Here is a 24679-nt window from a genome sequence, read left to right on the forward strand (position 1 = left end):
ATTTCAAACTTTTCTCTTGACTGTCATTTTTATGTAAAAAACGGCTGTATATAGTTAATTTTGCAGAAAGAAAAAAATCACATCGACGGCGAATTAAATATTCCGGTCGATGCAAAGGTGATGTCAACTTTTACCGGCAGCAAAGGGACTCGGGTCCGAGGGGGCAGATCAGCTCTCTTTTCGCGGCTTGGCCCTGCGGGTGGGAACTGCCGTCAGGGGATCGTCCGGCCAGTGGTGTTTGAGATATCGGCCGCGCATGTCCTTCCTCACCTCTTCGTAGCTTGTCTTCCAGAATCCCTCAAGATCCTGCGTCACCTGCAGGGGCCGGCCGGCCGGTGACAGCAGATGCACCACAAGCTTCACCTGACCGTCAAGTACCGCCGGCGTCTGCGTGACCCCGAACATTTCCTGAAGCCTGACCGCCAGCACCGGTGGATCCTGCTCATAATCCGGGGCGATATTTGATCCGCCGGGTACAGACAGCGTGGCCGGGGCAAGCTGGTTGACCAGCTGCTGTCCGGCCCATCCGAGATAGAACGAGAGAATTTCCCCCATCTCAAGTTTTTTCAGATCATCCCTTTTGCGCATCCCCTGCAGGTAAGGCGCCAGCCAGACCTCCAGGTGATCCAGCAGTCCCTCCTCGGTCAGATCGGGCAGGTCCGCCTCCGGCCGGTGACGGCGAATGAAATTGACCCGCTGGCACAAATGCCGGCTTTTCTTATTCCACGGAAGAACATCGGTACCCGATTGCCGGACATATTCAATCAGTGCCGCGAGGACCAGATCGGGATCCGCATCCCGCACCCGCTGTTCCGACAAGACAATGTTCTCAAGCTTCCTCTGCCGGCGGGCCTGCACGGCCCCGGTGGCCTCATCCCAGGAGACAGTTTCCTCTTCTGTAATCCGGTCGGCAAACAGCTCTTCGATTTCCGCCAGATCAAGGGGCGCGGCGAGAAAGATACGGGCATCCCTGTCGCCCCGGTCCAGGCTTGCCACCGCCAGATAATCCTCCATGGACAAAGGATCCTCCGGGGAAAGGACGGCCCCCCGGCCATTGGCGAGCAGAAACTGTCCCTTACGCTGGCGGGCCGGAGACGACCGCTGCCGGTTTGCCGCCAGCCGGTCCGGATAGGCCAGGGCGATGCAACTGCCTGCACGGTCACGCCGGACAGGATCATTTTTCCCAAGTCCGAATTCCCGCTGCCAGGCCTTTGACTGTCGAGCGATCCTCTGCACCGCCGGCCAGTCGGCTCCGGAGCGCCGTGCCCCGGCTTTGTCGCCGGAGGACAGTTGTTCCATAATCCCAAGCCGCAAGCCAAGGTCAGCTTCCCTCGTTCGCAGAATATCCCGCTCGGCAAATAAAGCCGCCAGCAGCACGGCCGTGGCGCCAAGCCCTTTCTGCCGGGCCCTGAGAACCATATGGGCCAGCCGGGGGTGCATGCCGGGGGCCGCCATGTCACGGCCATGCGCGGTCACTCGGCCCTGACGGTCCAGTGCGCCAAGCTGGAACAACAGCTCCCGTGCCTCGGCCAGCGGCGCCTGTTGCGGCGGATCAAGCCAGCGCAGGGCGGCAGGATCACTTACCCCCCAGCAGGCCAGCTGCAGCAGCAGGGGCGCCAGGTCCGCCTGCAAAATTTCCGGCGGCGAGAAGGGGATAAGGCTGCGGTGGGAGGCCTCGCTCCATAACCGGTAACAAATGCCGGCCTCAAGACGTCCTGCGCGGCCGGCCCGCTGGTCCGCCGCCGCCCGGGACACCCGCAACGTTTCCAGGCCGCTCATACCGGTGCTGACATCATATTTCGGCAGACGCATGAGGCCGCTGTCAACCACAATGCGAATACCCTCGATGGTCAGGCTGGTTTCGGCGATGGAGGTGGCCAGCACAATCTTCCTCTTGCCCGGTGGTGCAGGTTCTATGGCCCTGTCCTGGTCGCCGGTGCTCATCATGCCGAACAGCGGACAGACCAGAATATTTTCGTCCTTCAGGTCGCGGGCAAGCATTTCCGCCATCCGCCTGATTTCACCGGCGCCGGGCAGAAAGGCCAGAATACTTCCCTTTTCCTGATCGACGATTTCCCGGATTTTAGCGGCCATCAGCGGCTCAATCCGCTCTTTCGGGTCCCGGTCCAGATATCTCATCTCAACCGGATAACTGCGGCCTTCGCTGGTGATCACCGGCGCATCGTCCATCAGGGTTGCAACCCGCGCCCCGTCCAGCGTCGCCGACATCACAATTATTTTAAGGTCTTCCCGAAGTCCCTCCTGACAATCCAGAGCCAGGGCCAGACCAAGGTCTGCATCGAGGGAGCGTTCATGGAACTCGTCAAACAGAATCATGGAAATGCCCTCCAGCGAGGGATCATCCTGAAGATAGCGGGTGAGAATGCCTTCCGTCACTACCTCGATACGGCTGTCCCGGCTGATCCGGCTTTCCAGCCTGACCCGGTAACCCACGGTCTGGCCGATTTCCTCTCCCAGAAGATCCGACATGCGATGGGCCGCCGCCCGGGTTGCCAGCCGGCGCGGTTCCAGGATCAGTATCCGGCCGTTTGCGGCCAGTCCGCTCTGCAAAAGCGCCAGTGGCAGGACCGTGGTTTTCCCGGCCCCGGGCGGCGCCTGGACCACGAGCCGGTTTTGCGTCCGCAGGCTTTCGATCACATCCGCCAGAATGTCCTTTACCGGCAGGTCTGTCAGTCCTGCGATATCCTTGTTCCCGGCCATGTCTGCTTAAATCCACCCGTAAGAAAATGTTGCTGTTTTTTTGTTCGGGGGAATCGGACCCGACGTTTTCCATCCGTTCCCTTGATATATCAATTGCTTACCCCTGGCCAGCCCGGAAATCATCCGTCACACCCCCCAAATTACCTGCCGCAAGAGACCCCTTTAATAGAATTTTATCCTGTAAAAACAGGATATGTGAAAATTTTTCCCGTTGCCTGAAATACGGTTAATCACTTGATAATATTTTATTTTTTCCATTTTTCAAATCATCATTACGGCAATTAACTGTCTCCCTCCGCATGTAAAAACTTGCTTTTTCCAGTGCCAATCGGTACGAATATGCCCGGATACAGGGTTTACTGCAGAAACTTTATTACAAAAATCACATTCTGCGGATACTTAAACGACCAGTGCTGAAAGCGTGACTTCACTTGCTTAAGAAAGTGAAGCAGCGCCTTTCTGCCTTTGGCATGCCGAAAATATGTTCGTAATATATTTCCGGCAGGCCATGGGGCCAAAAAAACGCGATGTCTTCCCTGCCTGACATTAAGTAAGGGCGCGGAGGCGGTTTTGGCGGCCTGTATTTGATTAATTTGAGGAGACACAGAGAAGATGACCCATCAGGTGCCATTAAATAAACAGGGTCTGCCCGAAGCTCAGGGATTGTACAATCCTGCCAATGAGCATGACGCATGCGGTATCGGTTTTGTTGCCAACATCAAAGGCAACAAGAGCCATGACATCGTCAAGCAGGGCTTGCAGATTTTGCTGAATCTGGACCATCGTGGCGCTGTTGGCGCGGACCCTCTGGCTGGCGACGGTGCCGGCATCCTGATTCAGATGCCTGATGAGTTCATGCAGAAAGAAGCCAAAAAAGCCGGTATTTCCCTGCCGAAGCTGGGGGAATATGGCGTCCTCATGGTCTTCCTGCCCCATGACGAAAAAGTGCGCAGCAAAATCAAGGCCAAATTCGAGGAACTGACCGCCCAGGAAGGCCAGAAGTTCCTTGGCTGGCGCGATGTGCCCACCGACAATTCAAAATTCAGTGACGGCGTCAAGAAAACCGAACCCTATATCGCCCAGGGTTTTGTCGCCATGGGAACCAACTGCGACACAAACGCCGATTTCGAACTGAAACTTTATATCATCCGCAAACAGCTCAGCAATGCGGTTATCGAGATGGAAGACGATACCAGCTTCTATTACGCCAACAGCTGTTCAAGCCGCACCGTGCTCTATAAAGGCATGCTGCTGGCCGGCCAGGTGGGTGAATATTACAATGACCTCAGCGACCCGGACATGAAGTCCGGCCTGGCGCTGGTGCATCAGCGTTTTTCCACCAACACATTCCCGACCTGGAGCCTGGCCCAGCCGTTCCGCATGATCTGCCACAATGGCGAGATCAACACCGTGCGCGGCAATGTGAACTGGATGGCCGCCCGTCGCTACAGCATGGAATCCAAAATCCTCGGCGACGATCTCGAAAAGCTCTGGCCGCTGATTCCCGAAGGCCTGTCCGATACCGCCTGTTTCGACAATGCACTGGAACTGATGGTCGCCGGTGGTTACGACGTGGTCCATGCCATGATGATGCTGGTGCCCGAAGCCTGGGCCGGCAACCCGCTGATGGATGAACAGCGCCGCGCCTTCTATGAATATAACGCCGCCCTGATGGAACCCTGGGACGGCCCGGCCGCCCTGGCCTTTACCGACGGCTTCCAGATCGGCGCCACTCTGGACCGCAACGGCCTGCGTCCGGCCCGCTATCTGGTGACCGATGATGATATGGTTATCCTCGCCTCCGAAATGGGCGTCCTGCCGGTACCGGAAGAAAAAATCGTCCAGAAATGGCGTCTGCAGCCCGGCAAGATGCTGCTGATCGATACCAAGGAAGGCCGCATCATTTCCGACGAGGAAATCAAGGCGAGCTATTCCGGCGCCCACGACTATCAGGCGATCCTGGCCAAAACCCAGATCAAGCTTGAGGACCTGCCGGCCGAAAGCGCGCCGCAGAACACTACCGACGTGCCGCTACTGGACCGCCAGCAGGCCTTTGGTTATTCCCAGGAAGACATGAAACTTCTGCTGCCGCCGATGATCACCAGCGGCCAGGAAGCTCTTGGCTCCATGGGAACGGATACGCCGATTTCGGCTCTGTCCGACAAGGCAAAGCCTCTGTACAGCTATTTCAAGCAGAACTTCGCCCAGGTCACCAACCCGCCGATCGATCCGATCCGCGAGGAAGCGGTGATGTCACTGGTCTCCTTCATCGGCCCGAGGCCGAACCTGCTGGATCTGGATGTGTCCGGTTCCAACAAGCGTCTTGAAGTACGCCAGCCGATCCTGCTCAATGAAGACCTGGAGAAAATCCGCACCATCGGTGACATTCCGGACAATAATTTCCGCACCATCACCATCGACATTACCTATGACGCCAAGGACGGCGCCGCCGGCATGGAAGCGGCCATCGACCGCATCAACCTGCTGGCCGAGGTTTCTGTGATCGAAGGCGACAATATCATCATCCTGTCCGACCGCAATGTGGGACCGGACCGGATTGCCATTCCGGCCCTGCTGGCCACTTCCGCCGTCCATCATTATCTGATCCGCAAGGGCCTTCGGACCTCTGTCGGTCTTGTAGTGGAAACCGGCGAAGCCCGCGAGGTGCATCATTTCTGTGTGTTGGCCGGTTATGGCGCCGAAGCCATCAACCCTTACCTGATCTTTGAAACCATCGATTCCATGGCTGGCCAGCTGCCGGAAGACATGGACGCCCCGACCGCCCACGCCCGCTATATCAAGGCTGTGAGCAAGGGTATCCTGAAGGTCATGTCCAAGATGGGTATCTCCACTTACCAGTCCTATTGCGGCGCGCAGATTTTTGACGCCGTCGGCCTGAACAGCGAATTTATCGAAGAATATTTCACCAACACCAAAGGCGCCGTCGAAGGTGTCGGCCTGAGCGAAGTAGCCCGGGAAACCGCCATGCGCCATCAGGACGCCTTTGGCGACAGCCTGATTTACCGCAAGGCGCTGGATGTGGGCGGAGACTATGCGGTGCGCCTGCGCGGTGAAGCCCATATGTGGACATCCGAATCCATCAGCTCCCTCCAGCACGCCGTACGCGGCAACAAACAGGACGACTACGACAATTTCGCCAAAATGATCAATGATCAGTCTGAACGCCTTCTGACACCGCGCGGCCTGTTCAGGATCAAATCCGTCGGCAAGGCCATCCCGCTGGATGAAGTGGAATCGGCCGTCGATATCGTCAAACGGTTCGCCACCGGCGCCATGTCCTTTGGCTCCATCAGCCGCGAGGCCCATACCAATCTGGCCATCGCCATGAACCGCATCGGCGGCAAGTCCAACACCGGCGAAGGCGGCGAGGAACCGGATCGTTTCACCCCGGACCGCAACGGTGACCTGCGTCGCAGCGCCATCAAACAGGTGGCCTCGGGCCGCTTTGGCGTGACCACTGAATATCTGGTCAATGCGGACGACATCCAGATTAAAATGGCCCAGGGCGCCAAGCCCGGCGAGGGCGGCCAGCTGCCCGGTCACAAGGTCGATCCGGTGATCGCCAAAGTCCGTCACTCGACCCCGGGTGTCGGCCTGATTTCACCGCCGCCACACCATGATATTTATTCCATCGAGGATCTGGCGCAGCTCATTTACGACCTGAAGAACGTCAATCCGGAAGCCCGGATCAGCGTGAAACTGGTGTCCGAAATCGGTGTCGGCACCGTGGCCGCCGGCGTGTCCAAGGCCAAGGCCGACCATATTACCATTTCCGGCTATGACGGCGGTACCGGGGCCAGCCCGCTGACCTCGATCAAGCATGCAGGATCCCCGTGGGAGATCGGCCTGGCCGAAACCCAGCAGACCCTGGTGCTGAACCGGCTCCGGGACCGTGTCGCCGTGCAGGTGGACGGCGGCCTGAAAACCGGCCGCGATGTCATCATCGGCGCCCTGCTCGGCGCCGACGAGTTCGGCTTTGCCACTGCGCCGCTGATTGCCTCCGGCTGTATCATGATGCGCAAATGCCATCTGAACACCTGCCCGGTGGGTATTGCCACCCAGGATCCCGTCCTGCGCCGCAAATTCACCGGCACGCCGGAACATGTGATCAACTATTTCTTCTTTGTTGCCGAGGAAGTCCGCAAACTGCTGGCCGAAATGGGTGTCCGCAATCTGAACGACATCGTCGGCCGGTCCGATCTGCTGGACAAGAACGATGCCATCCGGCACTGGAAAGCGGACGGGCTGGATTTCACCAACCTGTTCCACAAGGTACCGGCCGAGCCGGGTGACAATATCTTCAATTCCAAGGGTCAGGAACACAAGATCCATGACATCCTGGATCGGAAACTGATTGATCAGGCCAAGGACGCTCTTGACGGCGGCAAACCGGTCAAAATCGAAACGCCGATCAGGAATACCGACCGGACCACCGGCGCCATGCTGTCCGGCGAGCTGGCCAAACGGTACGGCTTCAAGGGTCTCGAAGATGACACCATCCATGTAAAATTGCAGGGTACTGCCGGCCAGAGCTTCGGCGCCTTTGTCGCCAAGGGCATCACCTTGGAGCTGGAAGGTGAAGGCAACGATTATGTCGGTAAGGGCCTTTGCGGCGGTCGGCTGGTGGTCTACCCACCGGCGGTCAGCAAGATCGTGCCTGAAGAAAGCATCATCGTCGGCAACACGGTGCTGTACGGCGCCATCAGCGGGGAATGTTATTTCCGCGGCGTCGCGGGCGAACGTTTCGCCGTGCGCAACTCGGGCGCCATTGCCGTTGTTGAAGGCGTCGGCGATCACGGCTGTGAATATATGACCGGCGGCTGTGTGGTCGTCATCGGCCCGACCGGACGCAACTTTGCTGCCGGCATGAGCGGCGGTATCGCTTACGTGCTGGATGAAGCCGGTGATTTCGATCGTCGCTGCAACCTTGCCATGGTCGACCTGGAGCCGGTTCCGGCCGAAGACGCCATGGCCAAGCTGGCTCACCAGTCCGGTGAGCTGGAAGGTCACGGCCGGGTGGACGTACTGCGCAACAATATGAACGGCAACGACCGGGAACGCCTGGTCACCCTGCTGGAAAACCATGCCCGTTATACCAACAGCAAGCGGGCCCGGGAGATACTCGACAATCTGGACGAATATCTGCCCAAATTTGTTAAAGTCATGCCGGTGGAATACCGTCGGGCGCTGGAAGAAATGGCTTCCGCCCAGACGTCTCTTTCCGCCTATCAGGAACAGGGAGCATAATCATGGGTAAACCTACTGGATTTCTTGAAATCTCGCGTCAGGACCGGACCTATGCCCCTGCCGGTGACCGTGTTCGTCACTATCAGGAGTTTGTCAATCCGCTGCCGGAAAATGTGGTGGTGCAGCAGGGCGGTCGCTGCATGGACTGCGGCATTCCCTATTGCCACACCGGTTGCCCGGTCAATAACATGATCCCGGACTGGAATGACATGGTTTGGAACGAGGACTGGGAAAGTGCCCTCGACACCCTGCATTCCACCAACAACTTCCCGGAATTTACCGGCCGCATCTGCCCGGCCCCCTGTGAAGCGGCCTGTACCCTCAATATCGAGGATATGCCGGTGACCATCAAGACCATTGAGTGCGCCATCATTGACAAGGGCTGGGAAAACGGCTGGGTCAAACCGCTCGTGGCAAAAGAAAAAACCGGCAAGAAAGTCGCCGTTGTCGGCGGCGGTCCTGCCGGCCTTGCCGCGGCCCAGCAGCTTGCCCGGGCCGGTCACAATGTGGCCGTTTACGAGAAAAACCGCCGGGTTGGCGGGTTGCTGCGCTATGGCATTCCCGACTTCAAGCTGGACAAGACCCTGATCGATCGGCGCGTGCGGCAGATGGAAGAGGAAGGTGTGACCTTCTGGACCAGCATGACCGTCGGCGAAGACATTCCCGGCCAGAAGCTGGTCGACCATTATGACGCTGTCGTCCTGACAGGCGGCTCCGAACATCCGCGCGACCTGGCGATTCCGGGCCGCGACCTGAACGGCGTCCATTTCGCCATGGAATTCCTGACCCAGCAGAACCGCCGGGTCTCCGAGGAGCCCCTGGGCAATGAACGAGACATTCTGGCTGGCGGCAAGAAAGTTGTGGTGATCGGCGGCGGTGATACCGGTTCCGACTGTATCGGCACCTCTATCCGTCAGAAGGCCCTGTCCGTGACCCAGATTGAAATCATGCCCAAACCGCCGGTCAAGGAAAACAAGGGCCTGACCTGGCCCAACTGGCCGATGAAACTGCGCACCTCATCTTCTCAGGAAGAAGGCGCCGACCGGGACTGGAGCGTCAATACTGCCGAATTCATTGATGACGGCAACGGCAATGTGGCCGCTCTCAAATGTTACAAGGTAGACGCCAACTTCCAGAAAGTGGAGGGCAGCGAGTTCGAGATCGAGGCAGACCTGGTATTGCTGGCCATGGGTTTCACCAACCCGGTCAAGGAAGGCATGCTTGAAGAGCTGGGCGTCGAGCTCGACGGTCGGGGCAATGTCCGGGCCGATACCAACCAGTATCAGACCAGCCAGGCGAAAGTCTTTGCCGCCGGCGACATGCGCCGCGGCCAGTCCCTGGTGGTGTGGGCCATCCGCGAAGGCCGTCAGGCCGCCCGCGCTGTTGATGAATATCTGATGGGGTCAACCAAACTGCCCCGTTAAGAATCTGAATTCTTGATCGTTAAATACCCAATATCGATCAAACACTGGGCCCCGGAGATCACTCTCCGGGGCTTTTTTCTGGTGATTGGCACACTATATATGACCAGCAACCGATGTATTAGTCCTTGGAGGCCCCGCAGACACATGATATAGGCAAGTCATGACACAGAACCCGGAAGACAAACTTACAGGCCTTGAAATCAAGCTTGCCCATCAGGATCAGCAGATCCACGACCTGAGCGACATGGTCACCCGGCAGTGGCACGAGATCGATCGCCTGAAGAAGGCGCTTCAGAAAACCGAAAGCCGCCTTAGCCTGCTGGAAGAAGACGACAGCGACACCGGGAACGCTCCAGCTTATGAAAAACCGCCTCATTACTGATGGCTAGAGTACCGACGGATTGAGAGTATGACAAAAAAACTGGCATTTATCGGACTGGGTGTCATGGGCTATCCCATGGCCGGACATCTGCAAAAAGCAGGACATAGGGTCACGGTCTATAACCGGACCACGGACAAGGCGGAGATGTGGTGCCGGGAGTACGGCGGCGACATGGCCGCAACCCCCTGTGACGCCGCCCGGGATGCCGATATTGTTTTTGCCTGCGTCGGTAACGACGATGATGTCCGCTCCGTTACCCTGGGAAAAGAGGGCGCCTTTGCCGGCATGAAACAGGGCTCTGCCTTTGTCGATCATACCACCGCCTCGGCCAGTCTTGCCCGGGAACTCCAGCAACTTGCCACTGACGGCGGAAAGCTGTTTCTGGATGCGCCGGTGTCCGGCGGCCAGGCCGGTGCCGAAAACGGTGCCCTGACCATCATGATCGGCGGCGATGCGGCAGCGTTCGAGACAGCTGAGCCTGTAATGGATTGTTACGCCCACAAGATGAAATATCTTGGCGTTGCCGGCAGCGGCCAGATCGCCAAAATGGCCAACCAGGTCTGTATCGCCGGCGTGGTCCAGGGACTTGCGGAAGCCCTGCATTTCCTGCAGGCCGCCGACATGGACGGCGCGGAAGTCATCGAGGCGATCTCCAAAGGCGCCGCCCAGAGCTGGCAGATGGAAAACCGTTATGAAGCCATGCTGAAGGGCGAATTCGATTTCGGATTTGCCGTCGACTGGATGCGCAAGGACCTGGCCATCGTGCTGGAGGAAGCCCGCCACAACGGCGCCAGCCTTCCCCTGACCGCACTTGTGGACCAGTTCTATGCAGAGGTTCAGGATATGGGCGGCGGGCGCTGGGATACCTCCAGCCTGATCGCCCGCCTGAACAGAAACAGACAACCGGAGAAAAGCAAATGACCGACGCCGTGAAAAAAATATATGGTAACCAGTCAGGTTCCATAATGGCAGCCATCAAAAAGGGACTGCGCCGCAAATGTCCCTGCTGCGGCCAGGGCCGTGCTTTTGCCGGATACCTGAAGCTGTCAGAGGAATGTTCTGTCTGCAATACGGCGCTTGGCGAGATCCGGGCGGATGATTTCCCGCCGTATCTGACCATTTTCATCGTCGGCCATCTGGTTGTGCCGGCATTGCTCTATGTGGAAGCCACCTGGCATCCCGAAACCTGGGTCCAGATGACATTATGGCCGATCGTCGCCCTGATGCTTTCCCTGACCCTGCTGCCGCTGCTGAAAGGCGGTGTGGTCGGACTGATGTGGGCACTGGGTCTGAAAGGGGACGAACAGCACTAGGGGCTGTCCGTCTTTCTATCGTACCAGCCGGCCCGTCCTAATTGGCGGGTTTGCGGAATTTCAGCGTAAAGCGGTCACTTTCGCCGATTTTCTTCATTTCCTCATGATGCGCCGGGTCACCGGCCAGTCTTGGCGGCAATGTCCAGACGCCTTTTTCGTGGTCGCCTGTGTCTTTCGGATTGGCGTTGATCTCGGAAGAGGCTACGAATTCAAAACCCACTTCCTGTGCCACCGCCTTCACCTCCTCAGGATTGATATAGCCGCTACGCTCTTTCGGATTCATTCTCCGGTGGTCCGTAATACCGAAAACCCCACCCGGCTTGAGCGCCTTGAAGGCTGCCGCCAGCACGGCTTTTTCATGTCCGCTCATCGCCCAGTTGTGATAATTGCGGAAAGTCAGGACCATATCCGCGCTGCCCGCCGGGGCAATGTCCAGATGAGCCGGCGGATCCAGCACAGTCATGACCGCCTTGCCGTAAAGATCGGGATGGGCCGCCAGACGATCATTCTGCGCCTTCACGTTCCGTTTCACATAATCACTGGTGCTTTCTGGATCGTAGGAGGCCCCATAATACATGCCCTTGTCCCGCAGGTAGGGAGCGAGAATCTTCTGGTACCAGCCACCGCCGCCGGGAACAAGTTCCACCACGGTCATGTCGTCCCCGAGGCCAAAGAATTCCAGTGTCTCCTTTGGATGACGATATTTGTCCCGGGCCTTGTCCTCATCGGACCGGTGATTGCCGGCGATCACCTCGTCAAGCGTCATGGCAGAACCGGCCGACGCGCCACCAAACGCCAGCAAGGTTGTTGTCACCAGAACTCCCAGAATTTTCTTCAGTACAGTTTTTTCCGCTGTATATCGCATTTTCATTCCCCTGTTATCAGATTGAATTCCCTCTTTATACGTCAGGAAAATATCATCCGTTCATCAATTATTTGTGATCTTCAGTACCCGCAGACCTAATGATCAGAGACCTCGAACTGTTCAAACAGGTCGGTCTCATAGGCCAGCCCCTCTCTGGTCAGAACCACCTGCACAGGAAAAGCAGATCTGATCAGACCCTTGCGCTCCAGGGCCGTCCAGACCTTCTCGTTTTCAAAACCGCTGGCATCCCGGGCCGAAACAACATAGTCCCCGATATGCACATGATCACCATGGGCGCGGGGCAGGAAAGCAACCGTCACCTCGCCTGATTCTGCATCAAAACTCCCGCTTTCGGGATGGCGGGCAAGCTCCTGAAAAAGAGCCAGTGTCTTTTTTTGTAACGCATTGAGTTTTATCTGTTTTTTATTCATATCCATTGATCCCGGGCGGCTCGAAGCCGCTGCTTTCTTAACTTTCCCTTGCCAAAAAGTTGACAATTAGTTAAAATTTGACTAAATTCGGCCCGAATCGAGCGAAGCTGCATCGCACAAAACTGTATGAGTTTTAATTTAGAATTTAAGTTGCAGCAATTGAATTCCGGAAATTTGGCTTGACCCGGAATTCGCGAGGAAACTGCCTAACAAAAATAATTACGATTCATAGTTGCAAGGCACGTCAGAAAATGGGTTTCGTTCAGGTGTTAACCTGTACGACTGTTGTTGTGCGCGAAATTGTTAGGCAACCCTGTATCCGGGTAATTCGGATGGAGAGTTGTTATGAAGAACTTTAGAGTTATTGCAAGTTTATTGGTCCCGGTCGGAATTATGCTTTCCGTTACCGGTGTCTTTCTGGCCACGCAATCTGAAAGTGAAGCTTCAATCACCCCGGCTGTGGTGCAGCAAAGCACACTGAGCGTTACCAAGGCGGTAACCTCACAGGCCCCTCGTGATCTCTACAGCCAGCTCGATGAAATCAACATTCCTTCCGAAGAATTCCGCTGTCTGGCCCAGGGCATCTATTTTGAAGCCCGGAGCGAGCCCTATGAAGGACAGGTTGCTGTGGCTTATGTCATCATGAACCGGGTCAAGGACCGCCGCTATCCCGACAGTATCTGCGGCGTGGTTTTCCAGAATGAACATATGCGCAACATGTGCCAGTTTTCCTTTGCCTGTGACGGCCAGTCAGACAATCCTTATGAAATGACCTCCTGGAAAGTGGCTGTCCAGATCGCCCAGCGTGTTCTGACCAACACCTACAGCGATATCACGGCCCGCTCCACCCATTATCATGCCGACTATGTCAAACCGCGGTGGGCCAGCCACCTGCGCCCGACCCTGCAGGTGGGCAAACATATCTTCTACCGGGAAGAGTCCTGAACGGCGGCAGACCTGCGTCTGCTGCCTCTATCTTCCTTCTGGTGCAGAAGTTGCTTGAAATTTTCCCAAGTTCGATTAATTTGACCTATGTCAATGTGAAGAGATTCGCAGGGCTGGTATAAGACTCAGTATTGGAGAAGGAAGAATAATGACGAATATCCTTACGTTCGCTGGTAGCGCATTTCTGGCATTGGTTCTGCTGATTGCCATTTTGCTGACAGGTCCCGACCTGTTACTGCCGGCCACATTCATGATCGTCACGGTTTTTGTGGGCTGGTTATGTATTTATGTGGTGAGTGGCATTTTAAGCAGCCGCAGTAAGGCCGTCAAAGATTGGGAAGCCCGGCATCCCGAGTAATTCCCTTTCCTCCACAGATACCCTGAGTACTTAAGCCCTGATAAGTACTTTTACTGAAGCGTCCTGTCCTTGTGACAGGACGTTTTTTTTATTTCGCAATGTTCCGGTTTCAATTCTCAGGCTCTTCCGGTCTTTGTTTGAATTGCATCCAATATTAACCTTTTGTTAACCCTTTAAGCCCTAGCATGGTTGCAAGGAGTGGGCCTTCATGTCGCATATGTTTATCAATCATTTTGTCGTTACAAACATGCTTTCCGGATGCCATATGCCGGAGAGCGGGATATGAGTTCCCCGCTGAACCCGATCTCACAGGCACAGGAAGCCATCAATAGTCTGTCAAATACCTACCTGGACTGGACCCGTAGCCAGTTAAAGGACATGTTCAATCTTATTGAAAGATATGAAGACGGACAGAAAAGCTTCAACGCCGCCATCCTTGAGCAACTCTTTGACCTGTCCCATAATATCAAGGGCATGGGCGGAAGTTTTGGTTATCATCTGATGACCGATGTGGGCGGATCGCTCTGTTCCTATCTGCACCGCATCGAGCAGCCGGAAGCCGCCAGTTTCAACGTGATCAATGCCCACATAAAGGCCATGGACCTGATTGTCAGCGACGATATCACCGGGTCCGGCGGACATGCCGGACAAAAGCTGCTCAGCCAGCTCCATAATATGATTGAGAAATCCCTGACGGCGGCCTAGTCGTCTGCAAACGGCCCCTCATACACCCCGAAGCTCTGCCATTTATCAATGCCCCCCCTGTTCTCAAGAAAATTCAGCAGGCTGGAAACAGGCCGGCGATCATAGATCTTCTCCGCATCGTTCATCAGAACAAGCGCGGACTCCTCCATATCCAGCCCCGGACGGTGGGCGCGTGAACTGACCATTGCCACAAAGGCATTGGCGACCGCGACAATACGGGCGGACAGCAGGATATCCTCGCCGGACAGGCCCTTGGGTATGCCGGAACCATCCCAGTGCGCTCTGATCTGGCGCAGGGTTTCCACAACCGGGCCTTCAAAATCGAGCCCTTCCAGCATATCAGCACTTTTCTGGATACTTTCCCGGACGGTCATCAGTTCGTCGGAAGACAGCTCACCCGGCCGGGTCAGTACCTCGCGTGGCACCAGAATCTTGCCCAAGTTCATCAGGGCGCCGGCAATCTCCACCGTCTCGACGGTCACTTCATCACAGTTCATTTCGCGGGCAATGGTACCGGACACTTCCGCCACCCGGGCAGAATGATTGGCGCTGAACGGGTCCCGGCTGTCGATGATCATGGTCAGGGTCTGAATCAGGTTCTTCAGCGCCTGTTCGCGCCGTTCCCGTTCCCGGACCAGCTGGGACAGATCTTCCATCACCATCAGGACGCCCCGCTCCATCCCCACCTTCAGCGGCAGATAATCAGCCTTGAGGGTCACGCGCCCCTCGTCACGGGTGACAATGGTGGAAACCGCCCTGTCCTCGTCCAACACTTCCTGGCAATGGGCAGAGGCTTCCCGGGCCGCCGCCGGCTCCAGCATCTTTTTCAGGGACTGGCCGATGATATCGTTGCGGTCCATTCCCAGTTCCTTCTCGGCCTGGCGGTTGGCAAAGGTGTAGTGGCCTTCATCATCCACCGCCGTGATTGAGGTCGGCTGGCTGTCGGTCACCACTTCCATGAAATGGCTGAGCTTTTCATATTTTCCGGCCAGAACGCGCTGCCGTTCGGCTGCCTGGCTGACCCGGACCGAGACACCGTGACGCCAGATCAGCAGGAGAAGAATGGTAACCGTCAGGATAATCAGACCGGAAATCCACAGGATATTTCGACGGCGCGTCTCCACGCGGCCAAGCACTTCGGTCGAATCCACGGTGCGCACCAGGTTCCAGTCCGTGCCGGAAATTTTGCGTCCGGTCACCAGAACCCGGTCCCCCTCATAATCCACCCGTTCGGCAAACAGGCCCGGATTTTCCAGAACAAAGGCTGCCGCCAGGGATGGGGTGGATTCATCCAGCAGGAAGGTCATGGGGGCATTGATGTCGCCGGACTTCATCATGATTGGCGACAGATATTCAACCACACCGGCACGCTCACGCACCAGGTATGTCTTCGCCGTCCGCGACATATCGCCGGGTTGGTTAAGTTTTTTATAGAAGCCCTGATCAAGAAGGCGAATCCCCACCGCAAAGCCGATAGCTGTCGAATCTTCATCTTCCTGTACGCCGTAAACCGGCGCAACAAAGGCGATGACCGGCTGGCCGTTTTCCGCCGGGTAGGGACCGTAGACCAGCGGCCTGGTGCCGGCGCCGGCTTCCATGTAGGCCGCAACAGCCCGGGTCACCGACGGCATGTCAGAAGTGGACACCAGAATCTGGCCTTGGGCATTGGTCAGGGCAAGACCGGCCACTCGCGCCACTTCGATAGTGGCGCCAATGTCGCGACTGTCTTCCCCGCGCGGCGGCACAAAACCGTTGCGAAGCGCATGGCCCTTCAACTGGTTCCCCAGATATTCCATCTGGGCAAGCTGATCATCCGTGCGCTTGCTCCGGTCTTCCGGCATATCCGCCACACCGGCAAGATATATCCTGAGAGCGGCATTTTCAGTGAGCTTTTCGAGGGAAGTCGTCTGCTCGGCAAGCCATTCTTCAATAGCCGCCTGACGGCCGGCCAGAATAACCGACATCTGGTTTTGCCAGATTAGCTGGTCCCTGTCTTTTTCCGCTTCGGCAAACCGGAAAGCGAAGACCATGGCAGCAACAGCAGCCGCCAACACCAGAAGGGAAACCGCTACCCCTGCACTCCTGACTTTCCAGAATGAATTTTCCGCCATTTTTCCCGCTCTTTAAGATTTGGTAACCATAAACTGATAATTTTCGATCTCAGGGCCCGTTCCTTGTCAATTATCAGCTATCACTGATGCAGGATGCAAGCCATTAATATTTAAAGTTTTTACCATAACAGGATTAGTCCGACCATGCGCCGGCGCAAGTTTTTTTTCACTTTTGTCTCTTTGTTTATATTTTTGCCTGCGACATTTCTGTCCACATCCCTCCAGGCCAGGGAAAACGGCCTTTTCGGTTCCCGGGAGATCATGAGCCGACAGCTCGCAGCCTTTAAAAAATGGAACGGCATGATTGAACGCCATGAAGCCGAAGTCGAGCCGGGCCGGAAGCGGAAGGGTCCTTGCCGGGTCACCATCAATTTTCGCTGCCCGGTCGATGAATGGAACGATCTGATCGCCGGACTGAAAAACAAGGACCTGTCGCTGCAACTGGACCAGATAAACCGGCATATGAACAAAGCGCCCTATATCACGGACATCATCAACTGGGGTGTCAAGGACTACTGGGCAACCCTGCGCCAGTTTTTCACCAAGGACGGGGACTGTGAAGATTATGCGATTGCCAAATATTACAGCCTCAAGGAACTTGGCGTTCCCGCCGAGAATATGCGGATCGTCGTCGTACAGGATACAAACCTGGATGTGGCCCATGCCGTACTGGTGGTCTTTGACAATGAAAAAACCTGGATTCTGGACAACCAGATACAATATGTCGTGCAGGAAAAAACCATCCTGCACTATAAGCCTCTCTATTCAATAAACGAAAAGGCCTGGTGGCTTCATCGTATGTAGAATCATACGAAATTTTAACTAAATGCGATATATTCTGATCACAGTTTTAATCCAGAGCAGGTAATCCGGATAAATGTTGCCCGAAAAGAGTACTGCATATGCGGAAAGCTCCGCCACGCCCTCCCAGGTGGACGAGCTGTTCCAGAAAACCCGGTCCTTGAGAAGACATCACAAGGACTACCGGGCAATACATCTGCAATTTTCCCTGCTGGACCGCATGCACAAGCAGCCGGTTCATCGCCGCAATATTGCCACCGCCTTCAATCCACTGATCCAGAAATACGACGGCCACCTGTACTGGAACGATAACTTCGATCTGTTTTTCCTGTGCAAGGATGCCCCGAGCAGTGTTCTCGACCGGGCTATCCTCGACGCCCGCCGGGCTGTCAAAAGCAGCCCGGTCCTGAAGGAATATCTGGATGCCGGGCGGGACACCGAACTTTGCGACTGGTTCAATCTTGAAGAGGATTTTGATAAATTTTTTGCCTTGGTCGAGCGTCTGCATAACGGAACCCCGGAAGAAGAAACAACAAAACCGGCCGCTTCTCCTCTGAACAGCCTGCAGCAGATGGTAAAAAATCTGGCCCGGAAGGAAGAAAAGGATCCTCCGGCCGCAATGGCGCCGGCCAAACCAACCACGCGCCCCAAGTATGAAACCATCTTCAAACGCGAAGAAATACCGCCCATGGGACCGATGGAGCTGGATAAACTGGAGCGCAATCTCCAGAATATCGAGATGGCCAGAATGATTTCCACCCAAGACGCCTGTGTCATTGTTGGCGATTCAAACCCCCAGACCGTCTTTACCGAGCTTTTTGTGTCGGTGGAGGAAATCAGCAAAAAGATCCTGCCGGGCTATAACCTGCTTGCCGATAAATGGTTGTTCCAGAGACTGACCCGTACTTTTGACACCAAACTCATGGGCCTGCTGACCGAAGGCTTCGGCGATCCCGCAGTGGTACGCAGCATTAACATCAATGTGGATACGGTCCTGTCGAAGGAATTTGACCGCTTTGTGGAGGCTTACAGAAAAATTACATCACAACCGCTGATTCTGGAAATGAAGCTGTTTGATGTTCTTTCCGACGTCAGCGCCTATTATGACGCCCAGAAAAAGCTTTCCGGATTTGCCTGGAAAATCTCCATCGACGCCATGGACCTGCAGTCCATCGGCATTCTGGACCGGCGCCTGCTGAACGTGGATTTTCTGAAAATTTACTGGCGCAAGTCCTATCCGCGTCTTCTGCAGGATCAGAACCGTCGCCAATTACTGGAAGCCCTGAAGAATCACGGCCACATGAGGATTATCCTGTGCCATTGCGACAGCAAGGAAGCTGTCCGCTTCGGTCAGGAGATCGGTATCCACATGTTCCAGGGACATCACGTTGACAGGTTACTGGGCAAATAACCTAATAGTCTGCACCAGCCTCTTCAAGCCGGCGGATAATATTCTGCCGCCTCATATCCTTTGCGTGCTGTAACGCGGTTCGTCCGGAATAATCCTCAATCATCAGATCGGCATCATTTTCCAGCAGCAGCTCGACAACGGGTACCGCATTGGCGCGCACAGCCTTCATCAGCGCCGTCTCGCCATTTTTATCTCCGAGGTCAATGCCGGCGCCATATTCAAGCAACTGGGCAACTGTTGTTTCGTCCCGCTGGCGGGCTGCGATCATCAACGGCGTTTCCCCGGTCTTGTCCAGATCTAGGTCCGGTTTGGCGCCGCTCTGCAAAAGATAGCTGACCAGGGCCGTGTCCTTGCTGGTTACCGCAATGATCAGGGGGGTGGAACCGTCATCATAGTCGCGGGTATTCACATTGACCCCTTTTTCGATCAGCATTTTGACTTCGCGATAGTTCTGTTCCTTGACCGCCTTGAGAAAATTATAGGCATCCGAATAGGCCGCGGCAGACTGGGGGAACAGACAGCTCACGGACAGCATCAGCCAGATCCCGGTTACAAGTGCGGTCCAATTCCTTCGTACAGTCATTCGAAACTCCAGCCTTCCATTCATCCCGTTCCCACTCTATATAGATACATGTGTAGAATATTTGAAGGCAAAAGAAAACACAGCCATGGTAAAAAGACAGACTCCCGGCTCCCCGGAGCGAAAATTTTCCCTGCCCCTCGGGCTTATAGCGGCTATTGTCCTCGCCACGGTAACGGCAATCTGGCTGATTTCCGTCATGGCCGGCCGGCCGCCGGCAAACACGGCGCAGGAAAATGCCAGAGCCCTGATCGGCGGCCCCTTCACCCTGATCGCAGAAGACAACCGGACAGTAACGGAAAAGGACTTCGCCGGAAAATATATGCTGATCTATTTCGGCTATACCTTTTGCCCGGATGTCTGTCCGACAGAACTGCAGACCATGTCAACGGCACTGGACATGATCCCGCAGGACAAGCTGGATAAAATCGCCCCGCTTTTTGTCACCGTGGATCCCGAACGGGATACCGCGCCGGTGATGAAACAATATGTCGCCCTTTTTCACGACCGGCTGATCGGCCTGACCGGAACGATTGAGCAGATTAATGACATGAAAAAGACCTACAGGGTTTTTGCTGAAAAAACAGAGGATACCGGCGCTTCGGACTATCTTGTGGATCATACCTCGATCATTTACCTGATGGACGGCAATGGCGAATATCTCAGCCATTTCAGTTATGGCACCACACCGGAGGAAATGGCCGAGAAACTGACAAGGCTGATTCCCTAGGACGAATATGGCGGCTGATATAAAAAACGCCCCTTTCTGGCAGACCAAAACACTGGCCGAAATGGACCGTGACGAATGGGAAAGCCTGTGCGACGGCTGCGGCCTGTGCTGCCTGCACAAACTGGAAGATGAAGACAGCGGTGAAATTGCCTATACCAACGTGGCCTGTCGGCTCCTGGACCATGAAAGCTGCCGGTGCATGAACTATTCCATACGCGAGATCCTTATCCCTGACTGTGTGGTCCTCAGCCCGGATCAGGTTGCCGAGTTTAACTGGCTGCCGCCGACCTGCGCCTATCGGCTTGTTTCCGAAGGCCGCGAGCTGTTTCCCTGGCATCCCCTGGTTTCCGGCGACAGGAATTCCGTGCATACCGCCGGTATCTCCGTCCGCGGCAAGGCTGTTCACGAACGGGACGCCCTCGACCTGGAAGACCATATCATTGACTGGAACATTCTGGATAGCGCCGATGAAAGCAAGTGACCAGACACTGCCGCTGCAGAACGGGGAAACGCTCGACATTCTGTTCCGGTCCCATCCCCGGGCCCGGCGTCTCAAGTTGCGTTACGATTCCGTCCGCAGGGCGGCTGTTGTCACCCTGCCGCCTGGTGTTTCTGAAAAATCAGGCCTCGATTTTGCCCGCAGAAACAGCGACTGGCTCCAGGAACAGCAGAAGGCCTTTGCCGGTCAGGAATTCCTGTCACCCGACAACTTTATATCCTTCCTCGGCCATGACCATCTGATTTTACACCAGCCGGACGATGCCGGCCGGGTCCGGCGGGAAGACGGCCGGATCATTGTCGGCGGACCTGCCGGGGGCTTTGAAGTCCGGCTGCTGAACTGGCTGAAAAAGCAGGCCCGGATACGGCTCGAACAGGCCGTTGAAGAAAAAACCGGCCTTCTGGGTGTCACCTGTCACAAAATCCGTATTGGCGATCCGGGCAGTCGCTGGGGCAGTTGTTCATCACGAAAGACACTGTCCTTTTCCTGGCGCCTGATCATGACACCGGCGACAGTCTTTGACTATGTGGTTGCCCATGAAGTGGCCCACCTCAGGGAAATGAACCACAGTCCTGCCTTCTGGCGGGAAGTTGACAGGCTGGTCGACCACGCCACAATATCCCGGCGCTGGCTGAGACAGCACGGTCCGCAACTCATGGCCCTGCAGATTTGCGGAAAATCACCTGCCGACTAGCCTGCCGGCGCCAGAAGCACCAGCATCTCGGCAAGCATGACCGGGCGTTCCTGCCCTTCCCTGTTCATCACTACGGAAAAAGTGGCCAGAATGGTATTGTCCTTGCGATGGTCTGTTTCTGTAAGCTTTATCATTGCACGAACCCGTGAATCCACCGGCACGGGAGAGGTAAACCGCACCTTGTTGAGCCCGTAGTTCAGGCCATAGCGAAGACCGGTGATGCTGATCAGGCCGTCAAAAAACTGCGGCACCAGGGACAGCACCAGATAACCATGCGCAATGGTCTTGCCGCCCGGCATCTCTGTCCGTGCCCGCTCCACATCCACATGGATCCACTGGAAGTCACCGGTGGCCTCGGCAAATTTATTGATACGGCTCTGGGAAATTTCCATCCATCCGGAGGTTCCGATTTCCCGACCGAGATAATTGTCTAGTTCATTCGCAGTTATAGTAAGGGTCGGCATTCCGCTGGTCCTGTTATTGCTGGATCAAAGGTTTTTATCACCCCTGCCTTATACAAGTGTTATTTTTGCTTTCACTTTTATATTTATTTGTTGTCAGGTTTATTCCTGGGGCTGACATTGGGCGTCACCAGAGTAGCATCATTTCTGTCAAGGGACACCCTGACCATAAAGTTTTTCCAGATTCTTGCGGGCGTCCCGCCCCCGGTCACCGTCTTCATTGAGGACGCATCATCATTGCCGACCCAGACCCCGTTGACCATATCCAGGCCGGACCCGATAAACAGCGCATCCTTGTAGCCCTGGGTGGTTCCGGTCTTGCCGGCCACGGGGAAATCCATCCGGGCCGCCTTTGCCGTGCCCTCGGTCACAACCTTTTCAAGCATATGCTGCATGGCATCTACCGTTTCCGGCGACAGTACCTGTTGCGGAAAACCGGGCATATGACGGTATAATATCTGCCCGGCGCTGTTCTGGATTTCCACGATGCCGTAGGGCACAACCTTGTAGCCGCCATTAAAAACCGTCGAATAGGCCGCTGTCAATTCCAGCAGGGAAACCTCGGACGTGCCGAGGGACATGCTCGGTTCCTCCACAATCGGAGTCGAAATGCCGAGACGCCGGGCCATTTCCGTCACGGTACGGCGATTTATTTTTTCAGCCAGCTTGACCGCAACCGTGTTGATGGACCTGGCGAAGGCGGTCTCCAGTGATACCTGCCCCAGATAGTCGCCGGTATAGTTTTTCGGCTCCCAGCCATCCAGGATGACCGGGGAATCCCGCATGATCATTGACGGCGAAAGACCGCGTTCCAGCGCTGCCAGATAGACAAAAATCTTGAAGGCGGAACCAGGTTGACGCAGGGCCTGGCTGGCGCGGTTAAACTGGCTTTGCACATAGTCACGGCCACCGATCATGGCCCGCACCGCCCCGTCCGGATCCATGGAGACTAGTGCCGCCTGGCTGGCATTTCGGGTCACACCTTCCCGGTCCATAATCTGCTGGACGGCACCGGCTGCTTTCAGCTGGGTCTCAGGCTTCAGGGTCGTGTAAACGATCACCGGTTCCGTCGGCTGGCCGATCAGCCCGGGCACCTGTTCGAAAATCCAGTCGGTAAAATATCGCAAATCGCCGCCGGCTGTCTCACTGGCGATATCCACACTTGCCCTTTTGGCCTTCTCTGCCGTACCAGGCTGAATGAAGGAAGCATCGACCATATTATCGAGCACCTCTTCGGTTCTCTGGTAGGCGCGCTGCAGATCCTTCAGCGGTGAATAAAGAGCCGGGCCCTTGAGCATTCCCGCCAGCATCGCCGCCTCGGTCAGGCTGAGCTTCCGGGCATCATGCCCGAAATAGGTCCGGGCGGCCGCATCAAGCCCGTAGGCGCCCGACCCGAAATAAACACGGTTTACATAGATCGCGAGAATCTCCTGCTTGGAAAAATTCATTTCCAGCCAGAAGGAAAGCAGCAGTTCCTGGATCTTGCGCTTGGCGGTTTTTTCGGACGACAGGAACAAGTTCTTGGCCAGTTGCTGGGTAAGTGTGCTGCCGCCTTCCACCAGCCCGCGACTGGTTACATTTCTGAATACCGCCCGCCCCAGACCTCTGATATCCAGGCCAAAATGGTCAAAAAAACGCCGATCCTCGGTAGCAACCAGGGCCTGTATATATTCGGGCGGGATCTCCTCCATCTCCAGCCAGTCGCCATAAACATTGCCGTAGGACGCAAGAATGTCGCCGTCCTGATCAAGGATCATTACGGTATCGCGCCCCGGCGAGGCGACAATGTCGGAAATATCCGGCAGGTCGTGGGCATAATAGAAAGTAACCGGAATGAGCAGGATCACAGCCCAGGTCAAGACAACCATTAAGCCATAGAAAAATCTGGCCAGCCCCCGGCGTTGCGGTTTTGTCCCGGAGGGGCGGGCAATCCGGGATTTGCGCGAGCCCTTTGCAGACTTTCTGCCGTTACCTGACGGATGTTGTTTATTTTCGGAGGACATTCAATGATCTACCTGATGCGGCTTTTTCTGTTGGCACATCTTATCGGGAATTATGTTGATTTACAGGAAATTCTTCGATCATTTCAACTGTTGAAAATCAACTTCGGCCTGACGCGTCGCGTGATTCGCTTCTGCATATGCCCGGAAATTACCCTCATAAGTTTATATTGCTGCACCGCATCAGAATATAAGAATATTACTAAAACGGTCGTTTGATTGAAACAAATCTCCGTAAAAAAATATTGTCTTGATTCCGTCATAAAAGCTGTTATTCAGCGCGGACTTTCAGTTCTGCGTATGGTTAATTTTAAAACTCTCAGATCAGGACTCTATTACTAATGAATGTGCATCTCAACCGGTTGGCCCGGGAATTGGCCAATGACAACATTCACTTTCTGGAAGACTACCTCATCCGCCAGGGATTGCCAAATCCGCGCATCCTGAAGAATCCGGGTCTGGATATTCTGCCCTGTCAGAAAATACGATACGCTTATCAATACTGGAAAACCGTACAGAACGACCTCAACGCCGTTCCGTCCAGGGCTCATATCAGGCCTTCCGGATTGGGCATTGCGCTGGGCAACATCTGTCTGCTGGAACCATTGAATGAAGGGCGGGACTATAGATATCGCCTGTATGGATCAAATATCGCACATCTTTCACGATATGATCTGCAGGGTCTGACCATGTCAGAGGTTCCCGGCAAATTTCCCGGCAGACAATTCAGCGATTACGAATTTCATCTTGCGGTCTATCAATGTTGCCAGGCCGAGGCCACACCCTATTATGTTGAATATACAAGCCTGGCCAGTCAGGGCAAGGCTCCCTGGTTGTGGCGGCGGCTCACATTGCCGCTCGCCGATGACCGGGGCAATGTCACCATGCTACTGAACTGCCTGTCGCCTGAGCCGCTCCGTGCTGACCTGGTGCCGGACAACGACGGCGATCAGAAGTCCATCGCCTGAAAGGATTCGCCG

The 24679-nt window shown here is 55.6% G+C and carries 21 protein-coding genes; 14 read left to right on the plus strand and 7 right to left on the minus strand.

Translation table 11 applies throughout. The features are described 5' to 3' along the window. Positions 1-168: 168 nt before the first annotated feature. Positions 169-2721, minus strand: a complete 2553-nt coding sequence (hrpB, locus tag ACORNT_RS03505) for an ATP-dependent helicase HrpB (RefSeq protein WP_321395414.1) — start codon at positions 2719-2721, stop codon at positions 169-171. Positions 2722-3333: 612 nt separating this feature from the next. Here hrpB and gltB point away from each other — a divergent pair. The 5 genes from gltB (at position 3334) to ACORNT_RS03530 (ending at position 11108) form a co-directional block, all read left to right on the plus strand. Further along, a complete protein-coding gene (gene gltB, locus ACORNT_RS03510; protein ID WP_321395416.1) occupies positions 3334-7989 on the plus strand; it encodes a glutamate synthase large subunit in 4656 nt (1551 codons plus the stop codon). Positions 7990-7991: 2 nt separating this feature from the next. After that, a complete protein-coding gene (locus tag ACORNT_RS03515) occupies positions 7992-9413 on the plus strand; it encodes a glutamate synthase subunit beta (RefSeq protein ID WP_321395418.1) in 1422 nt (473 codons plus the stop codon). A gap of 160 nt (positions 9414-9573) precedes the next feature. Beyond that, entirely contained in the window at positions 9574-9795 is a 222-nt protein-coding gene (locus ACORNT_RS03520) for a SlyX family protein (protein ID WP_321395419.1), read from the plus strand. A 27-nt stretch (positions 9796-9822) separates the two neighbouring features. Then, positions 9823-10716 carry an NAD(P)-dependent oxidoreductase gene (locus tag ACORNT_RS03525; RefSeq protein ID WP_321395421.1) on the plus strand — a complete coding sequence of 298 codons (894 nt, stop codon included), beginning with the start codon at positions 9823-9825 and terminating at the stop codon, positions 10714-10716. A 44-nt stretch (positions 10717-10760) separates the two neighbouring features. Next, positions 10761-11108 (plus strand): DUF983 domain-containing protein, encoded by a 348-nt coding sequence (locus ACORNT_RS03530; RefSeq protein WP_321395423.1) that lies wholly within the window; start codon positions 10761-10763, stop codon positions 11106-11108. A gap of 37 nt (positions 11109-11145) precedes the next feature. On the opposite strand, the gene ACORNT_RS03535 is transcribed toward ACORNT_RS03530, so the two are convergent. Together ACORNT_RS03535 and ACORNT_RS03540 are read right to left on the minus strand one after the other, a co-directional pair. Next, positions 11146-11973: a hypothetical protein gene (locus ACORNT_RS03535; RefSeq protein ID WP_321395425.1), complete on the minus strand. Its 828-nt coding sequence runs from the start codon at positions 11971-11973 to the stop codon at positions 11146-11148. Between the two features lie 95 nt (positions 11974-12068). After that, positions 12069-12404: a hypothetical protein gene (locus tag ACORNT_RS03540; RefSeq protein WP_321395427.1), complete on the minus strand. Its 336-nt coding sequence runs from the start codon at positions 12402-12404 to the stop codon at positions 12069-12071. Positions 12405-12797: 393 nt separating this feature from the next. Between ACORNT_RS03540 and ACORNT_RS03545 the strand changes: the two genes are divergently transcribed. The 3 genes from ACORNT_RS03545 (at position 12798) to ACORNT_RS03555 (ending at position 14412) form a co-directional block, all read left to right on the plus strand. Further along, positions 12798-13349 (plus strand): cell wall hydrolase, encoded by a 552-nt coding sequence (locus ACORNT_RS03545; RefSeq protein WP_321395429.1) that lies wholly within the window; start codon positions 12798-12800, stop codon positions 13347-13349. A 148-nt stretch (positions 13350-13497) separates the two neighbouring features. Continuing rightward, positions 13498-13707 carry a hypothetical protein gene (locus tag ACORNT_RS03550; protein WP_321395430.1) on the plus strand — a complete coding sequence of 70 codons (210 nt, stop codon included), beginning with the start codon at positions 13498-13500 and terminating at the stop codon, positions 13705-13707. Positions 13708-13989: 282 nt separating this feature from the next. Beyond that, entirely contained in the window at positions 13990-14412 is a 423-nt protein-coding gene (locus ACORNT_RS03555; protein WP_321395433.1) for an Hpt domain-containing protein, read from the plus strand. On the opposite strand, the gene ACORNT_RS03560 is transcribed toward ACORNT_RS03555, so the two are convergent. After that, the gene (locus ACORNT_RS03560; RefSeq protein ID WP_321395435.1) at positions 14409-16523 is read right to left on the minus strand and encodes an HD domain-containing phosphohydrolase; all 2115 of its coding nucleotides are present in this window, start codon (positions 16521-16523) and stop codon (positions 14409-14411) included. The genes ACORNT_RS03555 and ACORNT_RS03560 overlap by 4 nt on opposite strands. Before the next feature lie 261 nt (positions 16524-16784). On the opposite strand from ACORNT_RS03560, the gene ACORNT_RS03565 reads away from it, so the two are divergent. Further along, the gene (locus ACORNT_RS03565) at positions 16785-17327 is read left to right on the plus strand and encodes a transglutaminase-like cysteine peptidase (protein ID WP_321395437.1); all 543 of its coding nucleotides are present in this window, start codon (positions 16785-16787) and stop codon (positions 17325-17327) included. A gap of 73 nt (positions 17328-17400) precedes the next feature. Then, the gene (locus tag ACORNT_RS03570; RefSeq protein ID WP_321395439.1) at positions 17401-18735 is read left to right on the plus strand and encodes a hypothetical protein; all 1335 of its coding nucleotides are present in this window, start codon (positions 17401-17403) and stop codon (positions 18733-18735) included. Position 18736: 1 nt separating this feature from the next. On the opposite strand, the gene ACORNT_RS03575 is transcribed toward ACORNT_RS03570, so the two are convergent. Further along, on the minus strand, positions 18737-19318 hold the full coding sequence (locus ACORNT_RS03575) for an ankyrin repeat domain-containing protein (protein WP_321395440.1): 582 nt from the start codon (positions 19316-19318) through the stop codon (positions 18737-18739). Between the two features lie 85 nt (positions 19319-19403). On the opposite strand from ACORNT_RS03575, the gene ACORNT_RS03580 reads away from it, so the two are divergent. Genes ACORNT_RS03580 through ACORNT_RS03590 form a run of 3 tightly spaced genes read left to right on the plus strand, consistent with a single transcriptional unit; the run spans position 19404 to position 21238 of the window. Continuing rightward, entirely contained in the window at positions 19404-20045 is a 642-nt protein-coding gene (locus ACORNT_RS03580) for an SCO family protein (RefSeq protein ID WP_321395442.1), read from the plus strand. 19 nt (positions 20046-20064) lie between these two features. Beyond that, positions 20065-20526: a YcgN family cysteine cluster protein gene (locus ACORNT_RS03585; protein WP_420717539.1), complete on the plus strand. Its 462-nt coding sequence runs from the start codon at positions 20065-20067 to the stop codon at positions 20524-20526. Further along, positions 20513-21238 carry a SprT family zinc-dependent metalloprotease gene (locus ACORNT_RS03590; protein ID WP_321395446.1) on the plus strand — a complete coding sequence of 242 codons (726 nt, stop codon included), beginning with the start codon at positions 20513-20515 and terminating at the stop codon, positions 21236-21238. Before ACORNT_RS03585 ends, ACORNT_RS03590 begins: the two co-directional genes overlap by 14 nt. Here ACORNT_RS03590 and ACORNT_RS03595 read toward each other — a convergent pair. After that, complete coding sequence (locus tag ACORNT_RS03595) at positions 21235-21702, minus strand: MaoC family dehydratase (protein WP_321395448.1); 468 nt, start codon at positions 21700-21702, stop codon at positions 21235-21237. The genes ACORNT_RS03590 and ACORNT_RS03595 overlap by 4 nt on opposite strands. A gap of 83 nt (positions 21703-21785) precedes the next feature. Next, a complete protein-coding gene (locus ACORNT_RS03600; RefSeq protein ID WP_321395450.1) occupies positions 21786-23702 on the minus strand; it encodes a PBP1A family penicillin-binding protein in 1917 nt (638 codons plus the stop codon). Between the two features lie 338 nt (positions 23703-24040). Here ACORNT_RS03600 and ACORNT_RS03605 point away from each other — a divergent pair, with 338 nt between their 5' ends. Then, positions 24041-24667: a PAS domain-containing protein gene (locus ACORNT_RS03605; RefSeq protein WP_321395452.1), complete on the plus strand. Its 627-nt coding sequence runs from the start codon at positions 24041-24043 to the stop codon at positions 24665-24667. Positions 24668-24679: the final 12 nt, after the last annotated feature.

Source organism: Emcibacter sp., from assembly GCF_963675455.1.
Taxonomy (GTDB): Bacteria; Pseudomonadota; Alphaproteobacteria; order Sphingomonadales; family Emcibacteraceae; genus Emcibacter.

Bases quoted from the DNA above. Each gene is read 5' to 3' on its own strand.
- hrpB (WP_321395414.1), bottom strand. From the start codon at position 2,721: ATGGCCGGGAACAAGGATATCGCAGGACTGACAGACCTGCCGGTAAAG.
- gltB (WP_321395416.1), top strand. From the start codon at position 3,334: ATGACCCATCAGGTGCCATTAAATAAACAGGGTCTGCCCGAAGCTCAG.
- ACORNT_RS03515 (WP_321395418.1), top strand. From the start codon at position 7,992: ATGGGTAAACCTACTGGATTTCTTGAAATCTCGCGTCAGGACCGGACC.
- ACORNT_RS03520 (WP_321395419.1), top strand. From the start codon at position 9,574: ATGACACAGAACCCGGAAGACAAACTTACAGGCCTTGAAATCAAGCTT.
- ACORNT_RS03525 (WP_321395421.1), top strand. From the start codon at position 9,823: ATGACAAAAAAACTGGCATTTATCGGACTGGGTGTCATGGGCTATCCC.
- ACORNT_RS03530 (WP_321395423.1), top strand. From the start codon at position 10,761: ATGGCAGCCATCAAAAAGGGACTGCGCCGCAAATGTCCCTGCTGCGGC.
- ACORNT_RS03535 (WP_321395425.1), bottom strand. From the start codon at position 11,973: ATGCGATATACAGCGGAAAAAACTGTACTGAAGAAAATTCTGGGAGTT.
- ACORNT_RS03540 (WP_321395427.1), bottom strand. From the start codon at position 12,404: ATGAATAAAAAACAGATAAAACTCAATGCGTTACAAAAAAAGACACTG.
- ACORNT_RS03545 (WP_321395429.1), top strand. From the start codon at position 12,798: ATGCTTTCCGTTACCGGTGTCTTTCTGGCCACGCAATCTGAAAGTGAA.
- ACORNT_RS03550 (WP_321395430.1), top strand. From the start codon at position 13,498: ATGACGAATATCCTTACGTTCGCTGGTAGCGCATTTCTGGCATTGGTT.
- ACORNT_RS03555 (WP_321395433.1), top strand. From the start codon at position 13,990: ATGAGTTCCCCGCTGAACCCGATCTCACAGGCACAGGAAGCCATCAAT.
- ACORNT_RS03560 (WP_321395435.1), bottom strand. From the start codon at position 16,523: ATGGCGGAAAATTCATTCTGGAAAGTCAGGAGTGCAGGGGTAGCGGTT.
- ACORNT_RS03565 (WP_321395437.1), top strand. From the start codon at position 16,785: ATGAGCCGACAGCTCGCAGCCTTTAAAAAATGGAACGGCATGATTGAA.
- ACORNT_RS03570 (WP_321395439.1), top strand. From the start codon at position 17,401: ATGTTGCCCGAAAAGAGTACTGCATATGCGGAAAGCTCCGCCACGCCC.
- ACORNT_RS03575 (WP_321395440.1), bottom strand. From the start codon at position 19,318: ATGACTGTACGAAGGAATTGGACCGCACTTGTAACCGGGATCTGGCTG.
- ACORNT_RS03580 (WP_321395442.1), top strand. From the start codon at position 19,404: ATGGTAAAAAGACAGACTCCCGGCTCCCCGGAGCGAAAATTTTCCCTG.
- ACORNT_RS03590 (WP_321395446.1), top strand. From the start codon at position 20,513: ATGAAAGCAAGTGACCAGACACTGCCGCTGCAGAACGGGGAAACGCTC.
- ACORNT_RS03595 (WP_321395448.1), bottom strand. From the start codon at position 21,702: ATGCCGACCCTTACTATAACTGCGAATGAACTAGACAATTATCTCGGT.
- ACORNT_RS03600 (WP_321395450.1), bottom strand. From the start codon at position 23,702: ATGTCCTCCGAAAATAAACAACATCCGTCAGGTAACGGCAGAAAGTCT.
- ACORNT_RS03605 (WP_321395452.1), top strand. From the start codon at position 24,041: ATGAATGTGCATCTCAACCGGTTGGCCCGGGAATTGGCCAATGACAAC.